This is a genomic window from Nostoc sp. T09, from assembly GCF_002154695.1.
Classification (GTDB): Bacteria; Cyanobacteriota; Cyanobacteriia; order Cyanobacteriales; family Nostocaceae; genus Aulosira.
Genome location: NZ_MTAV01000247.1, coordinates 25,537 through 43,631, shown reverse-complemented (window position 1 = coordinate 43,631; position 18,095 = coordinate 25,537). Strand labels below are relative to the sequence as shown.

Genomic DNA, 18,095 nt, shown 5'->3' with positions numbered 1-18,095 from the left:
CGAGGCACTCCGTTGGGCGGGTTCCCCGACTTGTAGGAAGTGCCGTCGGCATAAAGGAGCCAGCGCGTTCGGTCGCCAGACTTGTAGACGCCGGAAGCGGCTTCCCGCAGGGTAGCGACTGGCGTGAACTGGCGAACCCGAAGGGAAGCCCTTTGGGTAGCAATCGCGAGGGTTTGGAGATTGCTTCACTCCGTACCCTTCGGGAAGGCTTCGCCTACGCAATGACAAGTGTTCAACCGGACATGATATGAAGCATGTTATCCATCCTCAGTTATTATTTTTGCTTGCAATTATTTATTCAATTGTGTTATCCTTGGAAAGGCTTTTGCGAAAAAGGTCAGGTACACCCAAATTAAATAGGGATACCAGTTTTAGGTGGCAATAAAAAGCGATCGCACAATACTATTGATATTTCAACAAGTATTCGGCCTAGCCACCAAACCAGTACAATTGCTTTTCGTGAACAAAATTTTTTAAATCTAGTTGCACAAAAGACTCAATTGATGCTGGAATGTATGAGGAGGTATTTGCTACTTCCAACTGACAATTAGCTCCTAATTAATATTAGGGGGTGTGGCGGAATGGTAGACGCTACGGACTTAGTTAACTGAGCCTTGATGGAGAAATCCTTCAAGTGGAAGCTCTCAAACTCAGGGAAACCTAAATCTGGTAACAGACACGGCAATCCTGAGCCAAGCCCAAAAATATAGATTATGACTTTTGTTTTGCGATTGCGCTTCAATCCAAAATTCAAAATCTAAACATTGAGGGAAGGTGCAGAGGCCCGACGGGAGCTACCCTAACGTTAAGTCGAGGGTAAAGGGAGGGTCCAATTCTCAAAGCCGAAAGCTGTAAAAGCTATTAGGCAGTAGTGAAAGCTGCGGGAGAATGAAAATCCGTTGACCGTAAAAGGTCGTGAGGGTTCAAGTCCCTCCACCCCCATTAAAAAATCTAGAATCTGGATTCAGTTTACTGTGTGTACAGTGACTAATTATCTGTCATCGTGACAAATAATTAGTCACTGTACATCAAATCTAGACATGAAGAATTTGTAAGGCACGAAGATTAAAAAAATTAAAGTTCACTGTGTCCTCAACTCAACCCAATAGTTGCTGTAGCGGAAAACTAGCTTACGCAGGCTACAATGCCTACTGAAGCAGCCTTAAGTCAATTTTTAAATTTATGTTTCAGTAATTTCTAGGAAAATTTATCAAATTTTTACTATTTTAAAACAAATTTTGCGAAAAAAATTACTTAATTTTTGAACAATAGATTGATGCTCTTGTTCACCAAGGTTAAGCTGATAACAATAAAATCAGCAAGCTTTTGGGTCTTTAAAACTGGCATGACAACTAATAGTCTACAAAGTAGTCAGGGACATCAAGATCAAGATATTGTTAACTCTAAGCCCAAACAGAACAATCTCCAAGTTGCCCAGGAAAGGCTCTACAGCTTTTTGGTAGAAATTGTCCAAAAATGGTCGTCAGAGGAGGTTTTACGCGAGTTTAAACGTTTATTTATAGATTTTCTTGATTCAGTAAATCTAGCTAAAGCTACTGGAATCTATGGAATTTCGTTTCTGGAAAACGAACAGGATTTTTATCATACAGTAAAGCGTTGTTTTTACATAATAGTTAATAATTGGGAAGCACAAAGAAAATATAAGCAAATTCAAGAATTAATTAAATTATTTGACAACTATAAACCCTCGATAGAGGTAACTCATCCTCATACCAAGATTTTCCAAGGCTGGCTGACAAGTTTTGTTGGTAGCCAAGAGTACAAAGAACTAAAATTTTTGGCTGCTAAATACAAAAAACAAGCGCTCAAACAAGAAGCCAAAAATAATTGGGCTAATCGCTACACTTCTTATTTATTAGTAGCTCAATCCTATGATGGTAAAAGGCCTAAAGAGCAGCAAGAAGTAGCTAAAAAGCTCTCCAAGCAGATGAAAGATAAGTATAAGTTTGAGCTAGCAATGTATATTGCTCGTTCTCAGTCTGCTGCTTCAAGTGTAACGCGTTATAAAAATCCTAGCATTTTGGGAGATAATGTTTTACGTATTATCAAAATGATAGTAGTTAAAAAGGGTGTATTTAGCTATGAAAATATTGCCCATATATTTCTTAAGCAAACCAAGAATCAAACATTAAAAAATTTTAAAGAGAGTATGCAAAAGTATTTGTTTTTTACAGTCGAAAATCAAGAATTAGTAGTTAATGTAATGCAGCATTTATCAGAAAAGCTATCTCCTTGGAAGCAAGAATCTAATGAAGATATTATAAATAGTAACTTAATACTCAGAACCTGTAACCGAGTAATTGATTGTCTGACAATAGAAACTAGCAAGGAACCTTCACCATTATTTATTTCATTGCTGGCTGGAGGTAATCCCCTAACATTAGTAATTATACTACTAAAAATTATTTTAATTTGTAAAAATGCCCGTAGCCATTTAGAAATTCGGATTGCTCATTTAATTAATTATTACGAAAACTATCCAGAAGATGAATGTACATGGTTTATTAATTTTCTGGAATTTTTTAATATTACATTTGCAATTTATGCTGAGAATGTCGAATACAATTTGATTAATATGAAAGCAGATGAGCAAAATTGTAATTCTCAGAATCTTGATGATTATCGTGTATTTTCACAATTAAAAGTAGATACTCAAACATAAGAATTGCTTTAGTTTATAGCTAAGTGGTTAAGCAAAATTATTTATGTCATTGCGTGCGCGTAGCGTGCGCGAAGCACTCACAAAATGAAATGTAGCGTTCGCCCTACAGCCCTTTGGGCATTCTACGGCAGGCGTTCCCGCAGGGTAGCAATCTTCAAACACTTAACGATTGCTTTATTTCGCTTCCCTCCATACCCTAGCCTTCGGCAACTCCTACCCTGCGGGAAGGGCTACGCCCAACGGGGAACGGGAACGTCTTCTCTGCGAGACGCTACGCGTAGCTTGCTTCCCCGTAGGGGTACGATGAACGCAATGACAAATGTATATTTAATTTTGCATGAGTACTTAAATCAAGATTCAGCTATAGACGTTCATCAAGCCAAGCTAGGGCAGCACCAGCAGTTTCAGCGATAATACTAATGAGACGATAGAATGCGATCGCACTAATGACTAGAGCAGCAGGAAAGTGATGTTGCAAAAGTGCGATCGCAGTTGCTTCAAACACACCTAACCCACCAGGTGCGCCAGGAACCACAAACCCTAACAACCAAGAAAAACTAAAAGCCCCTAGCAACAAAGGAATTTGGCTTGTATCTAAAGGTCCCAAAGCAAATAGAGTTAAGATAAACCCTGTACCCCGCAGTCCTAAAAAGCCCAATTCTCCTAACAAAGGTCGCAAGGGATAACGTTCAATATTGAGATTAACGCTTGAGTTGGTATCCTTATCAACCTTTTTTGCTTTGAATCTGTGTACGAAGTGAATAACTGGGTTCAAAAACCAGGGATGAAGCGCACAAAGTATCACAACCAAACAGAAAAATTGTAATATTTGCCACCAAATATTAGTATTAGCAGCCGTAAATTGTGTACCAAATAACACAATGATGATTAAAGCAGCCGCTGCCATCAGAAGTGCTTCTAGGACTACGCTTAAAGTCGCTGCGCCTATAGAACCTGTAGTATTTTTGACTGCTACAATTCGCCCATAATGATGCCAGACATTACCTGGTAAATACTTGGCTATATTTGTTTTTAGATAAACCTGGATAAAGTGCAAAGATTCTACTGGTTGATTCAACTCTTGCAGAACCCAAGTCCAGATCCAGCCCGCCCAAGTATGCGCCAGTAAAGTTACACCAGTAGCGATCGCCAAAATTGCCCATCCTATAGCATCAATCTGGATATTGGTTACCTCTAGCCAGTGATCCTTTAAGGCTTTGCCTAAAAAAAGCAGCGTTCCGCCTAAAATCATCCAACGTAAAATTTTCTTCCACATTCCAGTATTTTAACGGTTAAATCTTCTAGGGCTGAACATCTCAAATTTAATGGGACATCAGCTACATAAACAAATTTTTTGAGCAAACATACTTGTGAGTTTAAATAATTTTATGTATTTGTTTTGACAAACTTTTTTTCATTTAACTACAATAATTGTTAAATTTTTCTCATTAAAGAAAAATATTGGATGTATAGCGTTGCAGTTTTTACATAGTTGCTTATCAAAAGTCTATTAATTATTAGGATTTATAATTTCCTCTTTACTTAATATTAATTAACAAACTTGTATTAGTAAATATAAATTGAGATCTCAATTCATAAATAAAAGTATATACTACCGAAAATAGCTTAAATTCCTGGAACTAGAACAGCTAATTAACTTAGATAATATCTCTCTTGAGTTAGATAAAAATAGTGTATTAGGTGCAACATAAATGTGACCTACGCTAGAGGAAAAGGTTTTTTAAAACTTATATTCTAAATAATTGTTGAACACGATTAGTCAACTAAAAACAAGAGCGAATCTCGCTGAACAATAAATAATGCTCAGCGAAAATCGACTTGCTTATAGTTGCAAGGAGGACTGAGTGAATCGTTTGACCGCTTTATTGAAAAAACTGCGGCTGCGCCAGATTGTGACTGTATTTTTGGCCAGTCTATTGTTGATCGTTAGCACTGCTTGTAGTGGGGCAAACGCCCAAGGTGCAAATCCCCAAAATCCGGCTGTACAAGCTGGTGGTGCAAACAATCCATATAAAAATGGTGGAGATAAATATACCAATTATAGAATGTCCACCGATCCAAAAGTTACTAACTCTAGCAACCAGAGTCAGCGCGATCAAGCTAGCTTACTACAGCCAAGTTCACAACTATTGATTGCCACAACTACAACAAATAGAGAATCCGAAATACTTTATCCTGGTGCTGAAACACCAGCAGGTAGAGCACAAAAAGAAGCAGAGTTGCCCCTAATTACTGAAAAGAATTTCCAACAACCTGAACCAGGTGGTTTAATTCAGCGAGAACCTAGTGTAGGCACTCGTATTCAAGAGCGGCTTGAGACAGTGCAAGAAACTTTCAAAGATGCCTCCAGCTTCTTGAAAGATAAAGCAGATGAAGCAAGTGCTAGACCTGAATTACAAAAAGATCCAGCAGTAGGCAGATAGAACTTTGGTTTTACTGTTGGATTTTAACAGGATGAACATGCCCAAAAACCATCTTGGTTAAAGTTTAAATTGCTCAGAATAACGTAAGGAGTAGCACAATGAAAAGAGTTATTGCTTGGCTAAAAAATATTCGTCCCGCGAAAGTTTTAACGGCTTTTGTAGCCAGTATGTTACTATTTCTGACACAAGCTTGTAATAATCCAGGAATAGCTGCACAGCCACCACAACCCGGTGCTCAATCGCCTAATACTGAAAGATACGATCCCACAAAAAGTTACGACCTCAATTCTCCTAAAGGTGGGATGAACAACTTCAATGATGTAGATGCCCGAGCAGAAGGAGATCAACAGGGAGCAGAATTGAGGGGTAAAGCTCTGCGGGACAACTCTCAGAGAAACATTAATGAAAAGAGCATTGATAGCCCCGGTCAATATGTGGAAAATTATCGCCAAGGTACACCCTTTGGTCAAAGAGTAAAGAACCTGGGTGAAGATATCGGCGGTTCTGCCTCAGAAGTAGGGGAAGGTGTTGCTAAGGGAACCAAGCGCGGCATTGAAAATATCAAAGAAAACACCCAGAACGCTACTGAAGGTTTGAGCAAAAATGCTCAACGTGCAGGCGAAGATGCTAAGAACAATGTTCAACGTTCAGCGGAAGATGCAGCCGACGCAGTGAAAGGGACATTTAGATAAGCTAATTTAAATTACTCATCGGTTACAGACAGGGGTAAGCCAAATGCTTGCCCTATTTTTTATTTGTGTAGTGTGAAAGCATTTTGTCACGTGTACTCTAATACCGCTCGAACAATATCACGAGATTTTGCTAATTTATCAATTGCAGAATCCTCGTCCCTTGCTCATCAAATACAATTAAGCGAATTTGGATTCTATTGAGGATTAACTGATCAAAGCGTTCTGAAAATAAACTATTCTACATTATTGCGCTCTTAACGATAAGTCTTTCACTGCAAACGATCTCAGTCTTTTGTCATTTGTTATTCGCTCTTTGTAAATACCAACTCTGTAGCGCTAGCCGCTGAATTTCGCGCCAGGGAATATTGTTTTTACGTGCTAATTCTGCACAATCTTCGTATTCTGGCTGCACGTTAGCAATAATATCCTTTCCCTGCCAAGCTACCTTGACGCGGACTTTACCATATTCAGTTTCTACCTGTTGAATTTCCCGTTGTAAGATGGCGCGTTGCTGAGTTGTGCGGCGAATTCCTAAAGTTGTGGTTTCGCGAAATAAAACTGCTTCACAGTTAGGTAAATTGTCTGGATGACAGATTGTAGTCAGCAATATCCCCGGACGGGATTTTTTCATACCTATAGGCTGAGTAAAGACATCTACTGCGCCCGCAGCAAACAATGCTTCAAATACATAGCCAATTGCTTGCGGGTTTAAGTCATCAATTTGAGTTTCAAGAACCGATATAGTTTCTAAAGTTGGGCTATTATCGCCATAATTGGTAAAATCTGACTGTAAACTGCTGCTTTCACCCAGCCATAGCCGTAGTATATTGGGGATAGGCAAATTTATCGAACCTGCTCCCAATCCTACTTGCTTGATGGTGATTGGTGGTGGCGAACCAAAGTCTCTGGCTAGACTAGTAGCGATCGCGGCTCCTGTAGGTGTTACTAATTCTCGTTCTATACCGTTACTGTAAACTGGACAACCCCGCATTTCCCACAACTTCAAGACTGCGGGTACTGGTACTGCCATTTGTCCATGTGCAGCGCGGACTGTTCCCCCACCTGTGGGAAACGCTGAGCAGTATAGTAGGGGCCATCCTTCGTGATTACTGGCAATACCCAACCAATCTAACCCCAAACAAGTGCCGACAATATCCACAATTGCATCCACAGCACCCACCTCATGAAAATGAACTTTTTCTGGGGCAATGCCGTGGACAGCACCTTCTGCTACTGCTAGTTGCCGAAATACAGCTAAACTCCAGGTTTGGGCCCTTGCTGGCAAATCTGCTTGGAGAATCATGCGCTCGATTTCTGGCAAGTGGCGTCCATGATGGTGGCTGTGTTCGTGGTTATGGTGTTCATGAGCGTGTGCTAAATCCACATGGACTTTAGTCGCTTGCTGGCCATGACGCTGGACAAGTTCTGCCCTTAACTGGTACTCCTGTTGAATTCCCAATTTGTTGAGTTTTTCACTTAAATACTCTAAGGGAACACCCAGACTTACCAAGGCTCCCAAACACATATCACCGGCAATCCCCGATGGACATTGAAGATAAGCAACTTTGGTCATATATAAATTACTCATCAGTACATATTAATCAGTTAACAGTACACAGTACACAAGCTGATAACTAGGAACTGATCACTGAATAACCGACTATTGCTCATTACCAGCCTTAATATATTCGTATTTACTGCTGCCCTATCTAGTATTCAATTTTATATTTTTCTGACAATGCAAAACCCCAAATTTCCCTTACCAAATTTTTTATGGCAAAAATTTTCACAGTCCATCCTGATAATCCTCAAATCCGCCGAATAGAGGAAATAAAATCGGCACTCTCTAGCGGCGCAGTAATGCTCTACCCTACTGATACGGTCTATGCAATTGGTTGTGATTTGAATGCCAAGTCGGCGGTGGAACGAGTACGGCAAATTAAGCAGCTAGCGAATGACAAACCGCTGACATTTTTGTGTCCTTCACTATCAAATGTGGCGACTTATGCCTTCGTAAGTGATACAGCCTATCGAATTATGAAGCGCCTGATCCCAGGACCGTACACATTTTTATTACCTGCTACTAAATTGGTACCCAGACTAGCGCAAAACCCCAAACGAAAAACTACAGGCATTCGAGTTCCAAATCATCCTGTATGTTTGGCATTACTGACAGCACTTGGTAATCCCATTATTTCCACTTCGGCTCATCTGCCGCCAGATGAGGTAGGTGATGGGATTGGAGCCAATCCAGAATCTAGTCTGTCTCAGGTAGAACTGTTTGACCGTTTAGATAACTTAGTAGATGTAATTGTAGACACTGGCGAGGAACCCACATATGATGTGTCTACAATTTTGGATATGACGGGAGATCAACCAATGATTACACGACAAGGTTTAGGTTGGGAAGCAGCCGCAGCATGGGTTTAGCAACGATACTTCACAGGTTCATTCGTCAATTTCGGAAAATTTAAGTAAAAACGCTCCAGTTTAACAATTGTCCTAATTACAGGGGCTAGCAACTTGTAAAAGCGGATGACAACAAAGGTCGGCACAGTAATCGTTTTGGGCTACTTTTAGAACATGGTAAATACCCCTGTGCCATCTTGATGAGGTTGCTTGTGAAAAAACCGACACAATGCTAGCCTGTAACTTTTTCAGATTTCTTACAGTCATATATGTGAGGGCTACTCACAGCGAGTCTTGATGGATGAATACCAAATTCACGAACCAAGACTAGACTCAGGTGCTGAATGGACATTGTTATAAAGGTGCAATACCACTCCTAGTAAAAGTTATGAAAGCTAACCTTGCTAATCTGCCAATCTCTACATCTGCTTTTGACTTCCACGCTTCGACCAAAGAAGTAACAGCCAGCAACATCGATACTCTGATGCAACTGCTATTTGATGAAATCCAAGCTCAAGTAAAAGCCGCACCTGGGTGTGTACAAGCGGTAGCAAAACGCATAGCTAGAGAAGTGGAACGCATTTGTGATAAAAGCGCCCGCATCCAAACATCTGGAGAAATCCAATCTTGGCAGCTAACCCTTGCAAGACATCGTCTGCAAAAGTGTCTGCGTTACTACCAACTGGGTTCACGCAGAGGGCGTGTGGAATTACATAGCAATCTGGGCGCTATGGTTTATCGCCACGTTACTGTTTCCGGCTCAGATATGGGATTTCAGGGACGTTACAACCTGATTGAAGATTTCTTACAAGCATTTTATATCGAAGCTATCAAAGCTTTCCGCCGAGAAAATGAACTAGCAGAAGATTACACACCGCGCACTCAGCTGCAATTAGCAGAATATATGGCATTTACAGAACAATATGCCAAGCGCCGCATCAATTTACCTGGGAGTGCTAGTCAGCAGTTAATTATCTTGCGTGCCCAAGGCTTTGCCCGTCGCCAGCCTCAAGAAACTACCGTAGATATCGAAATGGCGGTAGAGTCTGCCAAGAGCGAGGAAGGCGAAGCTTACCAGCGTAACTCGGCGGTGCAACAGCTAAGATCGCAGATGATCGCCCAAAATAACTTCGACCCATCGGAAGAGTCAGAACGCGATCGCGTCATTGCTGAATTAATCAGTTATTTAGAGTCTCAAGGTCAATCTGACTGCGTAGATTACCTCACCCTGAAACTGCAAGACCTTTCGGCACCAGAAATTGACCAAATTCTTGGTCTTAGTAGCCGTCAGCGGGACTACCTGCAACAGCGTTTTAAATACCATGTAGAAAAGTTTGCCAAGCAACATCACTGGCAATTGGTACATCAATGGTTAGGTGCAGGTTTAGAACACAAATTGGGTCTATCTGGTCAACAGTGGCAAACATTTTTAAGCCTACTGTCGGAACAGCAACAGCAAATTTTACAGTTAAAAACTGCACGACATAGCGACCAGGCGATCGCCAAAACCCTCAAATGCACCCCCAAACAGCTGCAAAAGCGTTGGACTCAACTGTTAGACCTAGCATGGGCGATCCGCAACGGTAATACTCAAGCTCAGACAGGCTGATAACTTTCACAATTCAAAATTTAAAATTCAAAATGAACAACCTAGGCAGCGTTGTACAAAGAACTATCCAAGTTAAAAATACTAAAAACTTTACTGTACAAGTTTGATTTCCTTCTAACTTGAAAAAGTACTGAGTCCTAAGTAAAAATTACTAGTCTCTAGCCCAAACGCTACTTTTTCATGCCTTGTTAGTATATGTAGTTAATGAAAACTGCTTCGTTACAGACTGGATGCAAATTAGATCAGGAACAGCTTCATAGAAAGTTGCTCCAGTTGAAGAATGATCAAATGTTGCAGTAAAAGTTTAATTGTCTCTAGTTTTCAGTCTGTTTTCCAGCCCTGTTGTCTGTGTTTTTCATTTAGTAAATTAATCTGCTATCAAGTTCATCTCGTGGAAACAATCAAATATTTCACTTTACCCCCATTCCTCTGTTTCGTACAACAGAGGAATGGGGGTAAAGTCATTCGGGAGCATCCCACTTTTTTACAACATCATTGCGTTGGCGGAACGCCTTCCCGCAGGGTACGAAACGAAGTGCAGTGAAGCAATCGCAAAATCTCGCACTACGAACAAGTCTAGGCGATTGCTTCTCTAAGAGACGCTACGCGCTAAGCGTTGGCGCAGCTTCTCGTAGAAAAGGCTTTACGCAATAACAGTTATACTTTCGTTGGAAAATAAAAACTGGAATCACCCACGTCATTCATAGTGATTGCAGTCATAGCAATATAACGTGAAATATATAATTTAAATGCCATTTTGAATGGCCTTAATTCTAGCGTCTTGTCTTTAAAGAATATGAAAAACCAATATCAAAGCTTGGTACAAAAGTACTAAAAAAGATGAGCTTCTATCTTTGTCATTCGGCTTTATACATTTAAAATTAAAAATTCATATTAAGTAACAGATCGTGTGTGGCATCTGCCGTGGAATCCTAGAATTAAGGGTAATTTTGCCAGAGGAATTCAGGATGGCTATGACTCAAGGCGCACGGGCAAATAAGTCTGGAAATATTTTAGAAGGAAATATAGAAGCAATATTGAACGGACATAATTATTTCCAAGTAGGAAGCCATGTCACCAAAGAATTCCTATTAACTGCGACTTTATTACCAAAACGCTATGCCAAGCAGGTTTATATTGGTACAGGAATTTATCAAACTGCCCTCAAAGTAGATTTTTATGTTGTGGGTTTACCAGTCAGCCCTTCAGGGTTAATTATTGAGTGCAAATGGCAAGAAAGTGGGGGATCGGTTGATGAAAAATTCCCTTATCTAAATATGAATATTCAGCAATCTTACCCAGCACCAACTATTGTTGTTATTGGCGGCGAGGGAATGAGACAAGGAGCAATTAAATGGTTCAAGCAACAAGTTACATATAATCGTAATTTATTAGAAGTTTATAGCTTAGACAGATTTATAGCCTGGACAAATAAACATTGCTAATAAGAAGTAATTAATAATTCGTAGATCGTGCCACGTTTTTTAGTATTAGAATTAATAGACCTTGCTGCTGCTATTGGATAAATATGAAAATTAATTTCTTGATAGAGTTTCCTAATTAAATCACAATCAGAATTACATATCATAACTTTAACACCACGACTGGCCAGTTTGGCACAAGTATCTCTCAAACGTTCTTGGTCTTTTTCACCAAAAGAATCACGATTGTAACCTGTAAAATAACTGGTACTACTTATAGGATGATAAGGTGGATCACAAAAGACAAAATCATCAGCGCTTGTCCGGTAATTTAACAGTTCAACAAAATCAGCTTGTTTAATTTCACTATGACTCAACGCTGCTGAGGCTGCTCGCAGCAAATCTTCATCACAAATATTAGGATTTTTGTATCTGCCTATAGGTACATTAAATTGACCCTTGGAATTGACTCGATAAAGACCGTTAAAACAGGTCTTATTTAAATAAATTAAACGAGCGGCTTTTTCTAAATCAGTGTTTTCTGGATTGGCTCTTACAGTATAATAATAGTCTCTATTATGTCTAATTTTATGTTCTTTTAATAGACAAATTAGTTCTTCAACTCGATCTCGAACACAGCGATAGGTCGTAATCAATTCTGCGTTAATATCAGTTAGAATTGCCGCTTGTGGTTGGAGATAGAAAAAAACAGCACCGCCACCGATGAATGGCTCATAGTAAGTCTTATATTTTGTAGGTAAATAAGGAATATATTGTTGAATTAACCGACTTTTACCACCTGCCCACTTTAAAAAGGGACGTGGGCAAATTTCTTTAGGAATTTGACTTACCATTTGATTGCAACTTGGTTACTAAATCTAATCACTATAAACTAACGAATCATATTTTATCGGAATTTATTAATTTTCTGGCGGTATAGATTACAATTAATTTAAACAAGCATATCAAAACAAACTTATAGTCTATAACAAGGCAGTCTAAATAAATGTTTGACGGATTCTGGGATAACGTCTTTCGCTACCCCCGCTATTTCATTACCATCCTCTTGGGGCTTTTTTTGAATACATTTGAGCCATTACTACCACTGTTGAAACGCCCAGTCACCTTGATTGCCCTAGTTGGTTTATTTTTTGGCAGCCTAGCCTTCATTGCTTTCACGCTCCGCGCAATGCTGGGCTTAAGTACAATCTAGACTGGGGCTATACAGGAGAGGAGTTTACCCTACAGACAGTTGGGCAAGCACTTTTCTCGCTCATTTCTATCTATTTTTATCTTGTACAACCTCTGTGAGGAGGCAGAATTTTTATGGCTACAAATCGCCGCGTTTCCCGCGTTGCTGAATTGATCAAACGGGAAGTTAGCCAAATGCTACTTAATGGCATTAAGGATGACCGTGTGGGTTCAGGAATGGTAAGCGTTACTGATGTTGATGTCTCTGGCGATCTACAACACGCCAAAATTTACGTCAGTATCTATGGTACAGAAGAAGCCAAAGCTGAAACAATGGCGGGCTTAAAGTCAGCAACAGGTTACGTCCGCAGTGAACTTGGGGCGCGGGTTAGGCTACGTCGCACCCCAGAAGTGACATTTATCGAAGACCGTTCTATAGAACGCGGTACTAGGGTACTGACACTATTGAACCAACTTAAGTATGAACGTCCATCCGAAAATTTGTCAGGAGAGGATAACAACATTGCAGACGAATATGATGATGAATTCTCGGAATAAGTAACTTAAACAACAATGTAACTTCTAAAACAATTAATCCCTGAAAATTCGCCAAACAGTTTACAGACGTTATCTAGTAACGTCTGTTTCAATGTGACTATAGCTGCTTAAGGGAACAGTTATTGCATAAATAGGCTTGCTGCTTGTCTTGATTTTTCGACTCGACTGCAAACACCGCACTCTTGAAGGGATCATCCTTTTCCTCGTGCATATATGCATATTGCTTGATTTATTACTTCTATCTCATGGATTAATTTTTCAATTGTAATTTTTGATCTCATGCCACACCTGTTATTTTCTATCAGGATGGGAGGGAATTGCTTTGTTGCACTGCGGGGATCGCTAATCTGGATACTTTGATCACAATCTCTTAGGTTGTATTACTCGAACGAGCGATCGCCTCACCCAAGTTATTGTTACCCTAAAATTAAGATCATGCCGCAGGATCTTCTGCTTTTGTTAAGTGCCAAAGTTAACGCTGCAAATAAGCATTTCTTTAAGAAATAATTAACAGATGCGAGGCTGCAATCTTTCCTGGTGTACGTTAGCCCTTGGATTTGGCAACAGTTTATACCCTAATTTTTGCTAGAGATTACTGCCTAGTTTTCATCCTGGACAAATAATCACAAAGCTAGACCAGCTTTTACAGCATCGCACTGTTTTCTATGTACTATTCCCATTCATTCAATTATGACTCAAGTCTTTCGCTGCCTGCTTTTAAAGCATTTTGAATAAAAAACAAATAATTTGCATAGCAGGTTATGTTGACTACCTTGATATTCTTATATGAAGCAGATTTACTAGTTATGTCAGAATTTGTTGACTTTATTAACATTTCTTTAGATAATTTGAGCATATGTAGCGTCAAAATGTAATTAGTTCCGTATAGCAAACTACAAAACCTTAGCTACAAGTCTAATCTCGGTTATGTTTGTTCCAAGTAAATATCGGGAACACTATCTACGTGTAATTTGTGAGTAAAAATCATGAGTGTGAATACGGTGCCCTCTATCAGTTACTACTCTCTAGATGTAATTCAAGACGAAGCACGCCGACTGGTGCAGAAGGGAATGGTCAGCCGGCAACAGCCAATATATACACTCTGCCAATACATCCCTGCGAGAGAGTGGGTTTGCGTTGAATGTGAATTAGAAAAATGTGACTTTTTGTTACGCGATCGCATCGGCGATCTGATTGGTCGTGAAGAATGGGACAACGACTAAATCAATATACTCAACTTCAGATTCTGGAGCCACGCGTTAGGCGGCTCTGCTGACTTGCACTCCCAAGAAGAGCCTGAAGGGTAGCAAGTGGCGTGTTTTCTCCCATGAACTACTGCCGAAAAGGTTTTCTGGCTTGTAGACGCCCTGAGGGTGGCTTAAGATAGGGTAGCAAGTGGCCTGATTGTGAGTCAATTCCGGATGTCTATATTTGACAACAAACAGTTCAATAGCCGAATTAGAGGGATAATCTCTGGTTTTAGTTAGCATTACTCCAATCCAGAATCTTTAATTCCCGATTAAGACAAAAGCATTAGAGTCTGATTTTATACAACGTTTCCATTAGCGATCGCATCGGCATTTAGTTGTGCTTTACATGAGATGCCGCCATCTGAATATAGTATGTACATTCCCTAACCGGGGCAGTTTCCAATCGTAGACTGCTCCGGTAATTTTTCATAATAAAGTTACCCACGGTGAACAAACTTAGCCAACTTGCTCTAAATACTGATTAACGTCTTCAATAACGCGAGTCAGTTCTGCCTCTGTGGTTAAACGAATATTGACATCACGAACGGTGAGCAGGACTTTAGCAGCAAAGGGAGTAGCCCAAATATTAGGATTACAGAAAATTTCTAAAAATACCTCACCAGTGTAGCGATATTCTACAGGAGCCTGAGGAGCAACTTTTCCACTCCCTGGAGTAGTTTTAGCAGCAACATTTTTGAGGCGAGCCATCAATTCATCCAAGGCTCCTTTTAATTCCTGTGCTCCTTGAGGTGAAAAATTGAAAGAGACAGAACCTTCACCTAGGTTCAATTTTAGGGGAGTAGAAGACATAAGCTATTGATTAAGACTTATTGATAATTACTTATGTTACCGGAATAAGTTATCATGCCTGTTAATCTCATGCGATCCCTGCCTGAAAAATCAGGACTTTAGCACCAAGTTGAATCGTAGAGACTGGGTGTAACGAAGAAATTTAGCCCAATATATCAATCAAGGATTCTTGCACCATTCTATGGTGAGTCCAGTCGGCGGTGTCGGTTTCCGTCCCATCGAACTGGCGTTCCCCATAGGGGTTTTCGTAGAGTACCCGAAGGTTAATGGCGGTATTTCGGGTAAATGAGAAATCGAACTCTCTGCTAATTTGTCAACAACATCATTTATGCATGGGCGTCCCCTGCATTCCTACACCCTTATTTCCTGACTAATAGTATGGTCGCAAAGAGGGGAACTTTTGCCACCAGACTATACAGGGGTAGGGTTCCGAGAAATTACTTGGTAATTGTGGAGATTAAATATAACCTTATTACAAGGGTTTAAACTGAATTTGATCCAGCTGATTTTTGTTTTGCCTCTACGATTTAAATATTAATAACCAGGGTGATTTTAATGAATTTCCCAGAAGGAAACAGTCAATTAGAGCATCACAAACCAGTCTATCAAGAGCTTAATTTTCAGATTATCTGTGCAATTTGTCTAGTTGCTGTGCTGGGAGTTTCTAGTGTAACTCCAGTTTTTCCTACATTAGCGAAAGCATTAAATATTAACCCTAAAAGCCTGGGTTTATTGGTGACAGTATTTACATTACCGTCTTTGATTCTCGGACCTATTGTAGGTATACTTGCTGATAGATTAGGCAGGAAAAAAATTATTGTTCCTGCCCTATTTTTATTTGGTATTGCCGGTACAGCTTGTGGCTTTGTCCGTGACTTTAATTTATTGCTATGGTTGCGTTTGCTGCAAGGAATTGGTGCGGCTCCTTTGCTATCTTTAAGCATCACCTTAATTGGCGATATATATAAAGGAGACAGGCGCACTACTGCTATGGGTTACAATGCTAGCGTCAGCAGTATCGGTACAGCCAGTTATCCGACACTAGGCGGCGCATTAGCCACACTTGGCTGGTATTATCCGTTTATGCTGCCCGTAGTAGCGATTCCTCTGGGTTTTGTTGTATTGTTTGCTCTCAAAAATCCTGAACCAAAAGGCGATCGCAATCTCAAAGAGTATTTACAAAATGCCGCAAAAGTGCTGAAAAATCGCAAATTATTTGGATTATTTATTGCCAGCGCGGCAAACTTTGTTTTGCTTTATGGTGCCTACGTGACTTATTTTCCTCAGTTAATTAACGATAGATTTAAAGCCGCACCTGCTGTAATTGGTATCCTGCTTTCCACCGTTTCTATAGCAGTGACTATTACATCTTCCCAATTAGGTAGATTAGCTAGAAGATTTCCAGCTACAAACTTAATTCAAGCATCCTTTCTTTTATATGCTTTAGCTCTTCTAATTGTTCCCTTAATGCCGAGTATTTGGTTTTTATTAATTCCTACTACAGTGTTTGGTATTGGTTTAGGGCTTGGATTCCCTAGTATTCAGTCACTTTTAGCAGATTTGTCACCAAGAGAATATCTGGCAACAATTTTATCAGTGAATGGTACATTTTTTGGCTTAGGGCAAACCTTAGGGCCGCTGTTAATGGGTATTGTTTTTGGTTTTGGCAGTATTAATAGCGTATTTTATGCAGGGGTAGGATTTTCAATATTGATATTTTTCGTCTTTAGGTATTTTACTTGTTCTAGAATTTGAAGTTAAGGTAATGCTAACCTTTGGGATATCCTCATGTAGGTGAATTTTTTTGTGAGCAATTATGGTTCTCAATCAAAGCCAGCTAAAAGCCACATTAGCTAAAAATAGTGTTACCTCGGATGCTCTAGAATTACTTTGGGAAGTTGACTCAAACAAGATTTACGGATTGAGAGTTCCTGGCTCTGAAGCAATTCAGTTTTGGCAGCAACTTCGCCAGCTTGTTGATGAAACAGGACATTATCCTCTGTTGTTAGGTAATGAAGATGAACTTGAATCTCACTTGGAAAGCATTCAATTGTACAATTACGATTCCTCAACAAATGAATCTTTAACTATTGCTGAAATCATCAATCAGGGAAATTCTTTAAATGCTAACGAGTGGCTGAACAAGACAGCACAAGAGCGGCGGGAAGAATGGGAAGATTTTGGGGAAGATAACGAGAACATAATTTTAGAGCCACTGACATTAGCAGAAATAGGAGAGTGGAACGAGGCAATTTCTCCTGCTGATGAAAAATACACAATTCCCTATGATATTTTGACTCGTTTACCACATCCAACTATAGTTGTGGCATTAGTACCGACTACGTTTAGCTGGCAAGTTCCAGCTTTTCTCAAGTTTGGGAATTGGAATGACTGCCCTGCATCAGCAATACACGTTTGTCTCATGAAATATTGGCACCAGAAATATAGTGCAGAGGTAGTTGGTATTACCAATGATGTAGTTGAAATGTATGTTAATAATCCTCCTAAAAATCGTGAGGCTGCATTTCATCTGGCTCAAGAACAGTATATTTACTGCTACGATATTGTAGACCAAGGAGTACAAACAGTGAATAATTTAGCAAATCTCTTACTACACAGAAAAGTCTGGTACTTTTGGTGGGATTAATTTAATAAGTAGAACAGAATGCGATCGCATTCACTTTAAATTCCACATAATATATATGTATCAGTATTTTCGGGAAGTGATATAATAACGTACTCCCTATAAGTTAAAGAAGGTGCGTTAATGAAATAACGTACCTTCTTTAAGATTGGATAATTTATTTTTTGGTAGCTTTTGCAGTATTAACTTGCTGAAACTCTAGTCAAGTAACCACATCTGAGAAGAACTATCTTCAGACTCATCTGGTTGTGTAGTAGCTAGCTTTTCCGAAGTTCGGTAAGATTTTCTGTAGTTATCTTGGTGATAGCTTTGTTTGACTGGTTGATAAGTTGGTTTTTGTGGCTTCAAGGCGCTACTTTCTTTACTTTGTTCTACAAGCTTGGC

At 39.7% G+C, this 18,095-nt stretch carries 17 protein-coding genes and 1 pseudogene; 12 read left to right on the top strand and 6 right to left on the bottom strand.

Annotated features, from left to right (window positions below; translation table 11 throughout):
* The coding region (locus tag BV372_RS35730) for a hypothetical protein (protein ID WP_143845482.1) at positions 1-189 on the bottom strand (189 nt) is incomplete at its 3' end.
* Positions 190-1,345: 1,156 nt separating this feature from the next.
* On the opposite strand from BV372_RS35730, the gene BV372_RS33810 reads away from it, so the two are divergent.
* Both BV372_RS33810 and BV372_RS35725 read left to right on the top strand, forming a co-directional pair.
* Positions 1,346-2,683: a hypothetical protein gene (locus BV372_RS33810; RefSeq protein ID WP_086691745.1), complete on the top strand. Its 1,338-nt coding sequence runs from the start codon at positions 1,346-1,348 to the stop codon at positions 2,681-2,683.
* 84 nt (positions 2,684-2,767) lie between these two features.
* Positions 2,768-3,097, top strand: a complete 330-nt coding sequence (locus BV372_RS35725; RefSeq protein ID WP_143845480.1) for a hypothetical protein — start codon at positions 2,768-2,770, stop codon at positions 3,095-3,097.
* Here BV372_RS35725 and BV372_RS33805 read toward each other — a convergent pair.
* Entirely contained in the window at positions 3,045-3,959 is a 915-nt protein-coding gene (locus BV372_RS33805; protein ID WP_086691743.1) for a lysylphosphatidylglycerol synthase domain-containing protein, read from the bottom strand. The genes BV372_RS35725 and BV372_RS33805 overlap by 53 nt on opposite strands.
* A gap of 589 nt (positions 3,960-4,548) precedes the next feature.
* On the opposite strand from BV372_RS33805, the gene BV372_RS33800 reads away from it, so the two are divergent.
* Complete coding sequence (locus tag BV372_RS33800; RefSeq protein ID WP_086691741.1) at positions 4,549-5,127, top strand: DUF6658 family protein; 579 nt, start codon at positions 4,549-4,551, stop codon at positions 5,125-5,127.
* 98 nt (positions 5,128-5,225) lie between these two features.
* Positions 5,226-5,819, top strand: a complete 594-nt coding sequence (locus BV372_RS33795) for a DUF6658 family protein (protein ID WP_086691739.1) — start codon at positions 5,226-5,228, stop codon at positions 5,817-5,819.
* A 295-nt stretch (positions 5,820-6,114) separates the two neighbouring features.
* On the opposite strand, the gene larC is transcribed toward BV372_RS33795, so the two are convergent.
* Positions 6,115-7,392 (bottom strand): nickel pincer cofactor biosynthesis protein LarC, encoded by a 1,278-nt coding sequence (larC, locus tag BV372_RS33790; RefSeq protein ID WP_086691737.1) that lies wholly within the window; start codon positions 7,390-7,392, stop codon positions 6,115-6,117.
* Positions 7,393-7,592: 200 nt separating this feature from the next.
* Between larC and BV372_RS33785 the strand changes: the two genes are divergently transcribed.
* The 3 genes from BV372_RS33785 (at position 7,593) to BV372_RS33775 (ending at position 11,282) form a co-directional block, all read left to right on the top strand.
* Positions 7,593-8,249: an L-threonylcarbamoyladenylate synthase gene (locus tag BV372_RS33785; RefSeq protein WP_086691735.1), complete on the top strand. Its 657-nt coding sequence runs from the start codon at positions 7,593-7,595 to the stop codon at positions 8,247-8,249.
* A gap of 367 nt (positions 8,250-8,616) precedes the next feature.
* Positions 8,617-9,837 (top strand): HetZ-related protein, encoded by a 1,221-nt coding sequence (locus BV372_RS33780; RefSeq protein WP_086691733.1) that lies wholly within the window; start codon positions 8,617-8,619, stop codon positions 9,835-9,837.
* 968 nt (positions 9,838-10,805) lie between these two features.
* The gene (locus BV372_RS33775; protein ID WP_086691732.1) at positions 10,806-11,282 is read left to right on the top strand and encodes a PD-(D/E)XK nuclease superfamily protein; all 477 of its coding nucleotides are present in this window, start codon (positions 10,806-10,808) and stop codon (positions 11,280-11,282) included.
* On the opposite strand, the gene BV372_RS33770 is transcribed toward BV372_RS33775, so the two are convergent.
* Positions 11,279-12,112: a DNA adenine methylase gene (locus BV372_RS33770; protein ID WP_086691730.1), complete on the bottom strand. Its 834-nt coding sequence runs from the start codon at positions 12,110-12,112 to the stop codon at positions 11,279-11,281. The genes BV372_RS33775 and BV372_RS33770 overlap by 4 nt on opposite strands.
* Positions 12,113-12,264: 152 nt before the next feature.
* On the opposite strand from BV372_RS33770, the gene BV372_RS33765 reads away from it, so the two are divergent.
* The 3 genes from BV372_RS33765 to BV372_RS33755 all read left to right on the top strand — a co-directional run bounded on the left by BV372_RS33765 (position 12,265) and on the right by BV372_RS33755 (position 14,230).
* Positions 12,265-12,471 (top strand): DUF751 family protein, encoded by a 207-nt coding sequence (locus BV372_RS33765; RefSeq protein WP_086691728.1) that lies wholly within the window; start codon positions 12,265-12,267, stop codon positions 12,469-12,471.
* 113 nt (positions 12,472-12,584) lie between these two features.
* Complete coding sequence (gene rbfA / locus BV372_RS33760) at positions 12,585-13,007, top strand: 30S ribosome-binding factor RbfA (protein ID WP_086691726.1); 423 nt, start codon at positions 12,585-12,587, stop codon at positions 13,005-13,007.
* Positions 13,008-13,993: 986 nt separating this feature from the next.
* A complete protein-coding gene (locus BV372_RS33755) occupies positions 13,994-14,230 on the top strand; it encodes a DUF4327 family protein (RefSeq protein WP_045872662.1) in 237 nt (78 codons plus the stop codon).
* Between the two features lie 483 nt (positions 14,231-14,713).
* On the opposite strand, the gene BV372_RS33750 is transcribed toward BV372_RS33755, so the two are convergent.
* Positions 14,714-15,067 (bottom strand): hypothetical protein, encoded by a 354-nt coding sequence (locus BV372_RS33750; protein WP_086691724.1) that lies wholly within the window; start codon positions 15,065-15,067, stop codon positions 14,714-14,716.
* Between the two features lie 555 nt (positions 15,068-15,622).
* Here BV372_RS33750 and BV372_RS33745 point away from each other — a divergent pair.
* Together BV372_RS33745 and BV372_RS33740 are read left to right on the top strand one after the other, a co-directional pair.
* Positions 15,623-16,822 (top strand): MFS transporter, encoded by a 1,200-nt coding sequence (locus BV372_RS33745; protein ID WP_086691722.1) that lies wholly within the window; start codon positions 15,623-15,625, stop codon positions 16,820-16,822.
* Between the two features lie 61 nt (positions 16,823-16,883).
* Positions 16,884-17,714: a DUF4253 domain-containing protein gene (locus tag BV372_RS33740; RefSeq protein WP_086691720.1), complete on the top strand. Its 831-nt coding sequence runs from the start codon at positions 16,884-16,886 to the stop codon at positions 17,712-17,714.
* Positions 17,715-17,909: 195 nt separating this feature from the next.
* On the opposite strand, the pseudogene BV372_RS38120 reads toward BV372_RS33740, so the two are convergent.
* A pseudogene (locus BV372_RS38120) lies at positions 17,910-18,095 on the bottom strand (hypothetical protein); the annotation flags it as partial.

Coding starts and splice junctions, on each gene's coding strand:
- BV372_RS33810 (WP_086691745.1), top strand. CDS start 1,346: ATGACAACTAATAGTCTACAAAGTAGTCAGGGACATCAAGATCAAGAT.
- BV372_RS35725 (WP_143845480.1), top strand. CDS start 2,768: ATGAAATGTAGCGTTCGCCCTACAGCCCTTTGGGCATTCTACGGCAGG.
- BV372_RS33805 (WP_086691743.1), bottom strand. CDS start 3,959: ATGTGGAAGAAAATTTTACGTTGGATGATTTTAGGCGGAACGCTGCTT.
- BV372_RS33795 (WP_086691739.1), top strand. CDS start 5,226: ATGAAAAGAGTTATTGCTTGGCTAAAAAATATTCGTCCCGCGAAAGTT.
- larC (WP_086691737.1), bottom strand. CDS start 7,392: ATGACCAAAGTTGCTTATCTTCAATGTCCATCGGGGATTGCCGGTGAT.
- BV372_RS33785 (WP_086691735.1), top strand. CDS start 7,593: ATGGCAAAAATTTTCACAGTCCATCCTGATAATCCTCAAATCCGCCGA.
- BV372_RS33780 (WP_086691733.1), top strand. CDS start 8,617: ATGAAAGCTAACCTTGCTAATCTGCCAATCTCTACATCTGCTTTTGAC.
- BV372_RS33775 (WP_086691732.1), top strand. CDS start 10,806: ATGGCTATGACTCAAGGCGCACGGGCAAATAAGTCTGGAAATATTTTA.
- BV372_RS33770 (WP_086691730.1), bottom strand. CDS start 12,112: ATGGTAAGTCAAATTCCTAAAGAAATTTGCCCACGTCCCTTTTTAAAG.
- BV372_RS33765 (WP_086691728.1), top strand. CDS start 12,265: ATGTTTGACGGATTCTGGGATAACGTCTTTCGCTACCCCCGCTATTTC.
- rbfA (WP_086691726.1), top strand. CDS start 12,585: ATGGCTACAAATCGCCGCGTTTCCCGCGTTGCTGAATTGATCAAACGG.
- BV372_RS33755 (WP_045872662.1), top strand. CDS start 13,994: ATGAGTGTGAATACGGTGCCCTCTATCAGTTACTACTCTCTAGATGTA.
- BV372_RS33750 (WP_086691724.1), bottom strand. CDS start 15,067: ATGTCTTCTACTCCCCTAAAATTGAACCTAGGTGAAGGTTCTGTCTCT.
- BV372_RS33745 (WP_086691722.1), top strand. CDS start 15,623: ATGAATTTCCCAGAAGGAAACAGTCAATTAGAGCATCACAAACCAGTC.
- BV372_RS33740 (WP_086691720.1), top strand. CDS start 16,884: ATGGTTCTCAATCAAAGCCAGCTAAAAGCCACATTAGCTAAAAATAGT.